3 protein-coding genes are annotated in these 3,551 nt (G+C 58.7%); all 3 read right to left on the bottom strand.

What is annotated here, in order from left to right:
• Positions 1-1,653 (bottom strand): transglycosylase SLT domain-containing protein (locus tag AC2VNK_RS03095; RefSeq protein ID WP_486882759.1); only part of this gene is annotated, 1,653 nt, incomplete at its 3' end.
• Between the two features lie 2 nt (positions 1,654-1,655).
• Complete coding sequence (locus AC2VNK_RS03090) at positions 1,656-2,030, bottom strand: hypothetical protein (protein ID WP_486882758.1); 375 nt, start codon at positions 2,028-2,030, stop codon at positions 1,656-1,658.
• 127 nt (positions 2,031-2,157) lie between these two features.
• On the bottom strand, positions 2,158-3,551 hold a 1,394-nt coding region (locus AC2VNK_RS03085; protein WP_486882757.1), incomplete at its 5' end, for a DEAD/DEAH box helicase.

Raw genomic sequence — 3,551 nt, 5'->3', positions numbered from 1 at the left:
ACTGACGCTGTGCAGATCGGCGTTAGCGGCTGCGGCTACATGGGTCTGTAGCCACTGGGCCGTGGCAGGCATCACCTGCATCAGCCCCTGTGCGCCGACGTCAGATTGGATGCCGAACGCAAAACCGGATTCCTGCCGGATCGGACCGGCCAGGAAGGCACGGCGCAGGCCGGTCTGGGTGGCAGCAGCGTCGATTTCCTGTGCATAGGGAAGCACGTAGCCTTGTTGCCAGTCTTCTCCCCCGCGAATCAGACTGCTCGCATGAAGACCGAGCAGCCACGCCTCATGATGAAAGGCCGCCCGGGCTGCGGCTTTAATCTCCCCCGTCCCGTTCAACCCCTTCAAAAACTGGTCCCATTCGGCGAGGGCGTCGAAATAGAGTCCGAGATGATAGAGTGTGATCGCGGTCCGCTCGGGGGCGTTATTATCCGATGTGGCGCTCGCTTCGGTCGGTGCGGACGGATCGTCAGGCTTTAAGATCAGTGGCTTGTTGAGGGTCGCCATAGCCAGTTGCCCGTAATAAGTCCACGGAGATTCCAGGGCTGCCAGCAAGATCTGAGCCGCCTGCGTATGTCCGAGTTGCAGCAGCGCTACGGCGGACCAGAATTGCCACTGCCGCTGCTGGCGTTGGGCGGCGTCCATCTCCTGGGTGGCCTGCTCCACCATGTTCCAATCCCTATTGCGTAGGGCAGTACGCACCATCCAGGCCAGCAGTCGGGGCCGGGGGCGAAACTGCGGATCGGCGGCGTAGGCTTGGGCATACCAGTGTCCGGATTCGGAACGAAAGGACAGGGTGGCGTGGTAGGCACTGTTATAAAGCACCAGCGACTTATCAGCGGCAGAGAGAACGCCAAGGGTCCGCACAAACTGTGCCGCCTGCGCGGGGTGAGTAGCAGCGAGGCGCAGCAGGGCGAGTACCAGTAGATGTGCCTGACCAGTTGGCCAGTTATTGCTGCCATATTGCTGAATCTGCTGAGAGATCCACGCGGCAGGTGCTGTTACCGTCGGCGCAAGCTGGTCAGATTGTGGCGCGGGTAAAAATGGCGCAAAGCGCAGTGCAGCGTCAAAAGCGGAGGCCTCGTACATTTGTTGCAGGCGCTGCCACAGTTCTGGCGGCGTGATTTGCCCCTGTTCCAGATAGGCACGCGCCATGGCGTTGCAGGCATGATCATTCGCTGCGGCGCTGCTCCAGAGGAAAAATGGGGCAACCACCGTGCTGGTGCTGAGCAGTGGATCTCGTGCCGCATCACAGCGCAAGCTGATCAGATCGGGGATGCTGCCGGCCTGAAACACCTGGGTAAAATCTGACCAGTCCGCGCGGCGCGCGAGTTCTAACAGCCACTGTCGACGCAGTAAATGATGTGCCACCCCACCCGGAAAGCGCTCCGCATAGCGTTGATACTGGTCTTGGGTCATGGTTTTGAGGCGGGGTTGCAGAGACCAGTACACTACCCATGGCCCCATGTAGGTATTTTCTAATTCAGGCAGTGCATCGGCAGCGGGGCGATAATCACCCTGAGCGAAGGCGCTTGCCGCTGAGTTCAGGAGTTGCTCCTGAATGGCGTTGAGGGTGTCGGCTGCTGCGACTGATGTAGCACAGAGTATCCACAAGGCCAGCGTCACCAAGGCAGCTAAGGGACGCGGAAGACGCATTTTTAGGACTGTTTTAAACGCAGCCATCGACCGAGGTGCTTGGTGACCGAAGCAAGACGCTTAGGATGATCTTTGGCCAGGGGACCAACATGCAAATTAAGAGGTTCGCAATGATCTTTACCGTGACATATCACGCCATGCGATTCGCAGTGGGCGCCGGCTTGCTGAAGAGCGGCGACCATTTTCGCTTCCATCTCGGCACCACAGCGACCATCGTACTGAATCAGCACCAACTGCTTTTCCGGGAGGAATTCCAGGTGCCCGCCCATCGCCTCGAAAGCCCGGAGTTCTTCTATGGCAGATTCTGTCACTCCGTGGAGGGCGCCACTGATGATGAAGCGCTCCTGCCGCTTATCTTTTGTCTGTGATGCTTTCATACGTCTTAATTTCCTAAGGGTTTGCCGACGAAATCCGATGGGTTGCAGGGCCGACCGGTGCGCATCTGGTGATCGTCCACCATAATGCCACCAAGTGTGCCATTCAGGAAGCGTCGCGGCTCCTGCCTCAGCGCCGGGTTTCAGGCAGTGGCGCGAGAAGGGAGGCAAGATCGTCGGGACCGAAACGGAGCTTTTCTTTCTGCGCTTTCTCCAGCACACCTGCGGCGAGAATGGCCTTTTTCTCCTGCAATGCCAGGATTTTTTCTTCAATACTTCCGGCTACAATCAGTTTGTAAACAAAAACCTGACGTTTTTGACCGATGCGGTGGGCGCGATCCGTGGCCTGATTTTCGGCGGCGGGATTCCACCATGGGTCATAGTGAATCACGGTGTCTGCTGCCGTGAGGTTGAGGCCGACGCCACCCGCCTTGAGGCTGATCAGGAAGAGAGGCACTTCACCGCGCTGAAAGCGGTCGATGGGCGTCTTGCGATCCTGGGTGCTGCCGGTAAGCAGCACGTAAGGGATATGCATCTTGTCGAGGCGTGCACTGATCAGGGCGAGCATCTCGGTGAATTGCGAAAACAGCAGAATCTGGCGACCTTCCGCCAGCAACTCCGGAATCATCTCCATGAGCAGAGCAAGTTTGGCGCTGTCCTGTACTTTACGCGCCTTCTCGCTCTTGAGCAGGCGCGGGTCACAGCAGACCTGACGCAGCTTGAGCATGGCGTCGAGGATGACGATCTGGCTGCGTTGAAAACCTTTGGCGGCGATTTCCTGGCGGATACGTTCATCCATGGCACTGCGTACGGTCTCGTAAAGGTCGCGCTGAGCCCCGTCAATATCCATGGAGCGGATGATAATGGTTTTCTCGGGGAGTTCTTTGGCGACTTCTTCCTTGCGGCGGCGCAGGATGAAGGGACGCACCCGACGGGCTAGTAAATCCAGACGCTCAGCATCTCCGTGGCGTTCGATGGGGCCGCGCCAGACCCGTTGGAAGCTGCGTGAGTCGCCGAGAAAACCGGGCAGGAGGAAGTCGAATTGCGCCCAGAGTTCGCCGAGATGGTTTTCCAGCGGCGTGCCGGTAAGAGCGAGCCGATGTCGGGTGGGGATCTCGCGAATAGCTTCGGCGGCACGGCCCTGCGCATTCTTGACCATCTGTGCCTCGTCGAGAATCAGCAGATGAAAACGCTGGTCCTTGAGCGTCTCAATGTCCCGCCATACCAGCGGATAGGTGGTAAGAATCAGGTCATGCTTGGGTATGTCGGCAAAGCGGCTGCTGCGCTCTTTACCGTGCAGGGAGAGTACCCGCAGGTCGGGGGCGAAGCGCTCTGCTTCTTCCCGCCAGTTATGAATCAGGGAGGTGGGCATGATGATCAGGGCGGGATCGGTCAGGCGGCCGTTCTCCTTTTCCAGCAGCAGATGGGCGAGGGTTTGCGCGGTTTTGCCGAGACCCATGTCGTCCGCGAGAATGCCACCTAAATGATGCTCGCGCAGGAATTGCAGCCAGGCGAGTCCATCCT

This window comes from Acidithiobacillus sp. TH-A35 (assembly GCF_057473505.1).
The sequence above is the reverse complement of the archived record's forward strand: the minus strand, read 5'-3'. Positions and strand labels throughout refer to the sequence as shown.

Excerpts from the sequence above, each read along its gene's own strand:
- AC2VNK_RS03090 (WP_486882758.1), bottom strand. The coding sequence starts at position 2,030 with ATGAAAGCATCACAGACAAAAGATAAGCGGCAGGAGCGCTTCATCATC.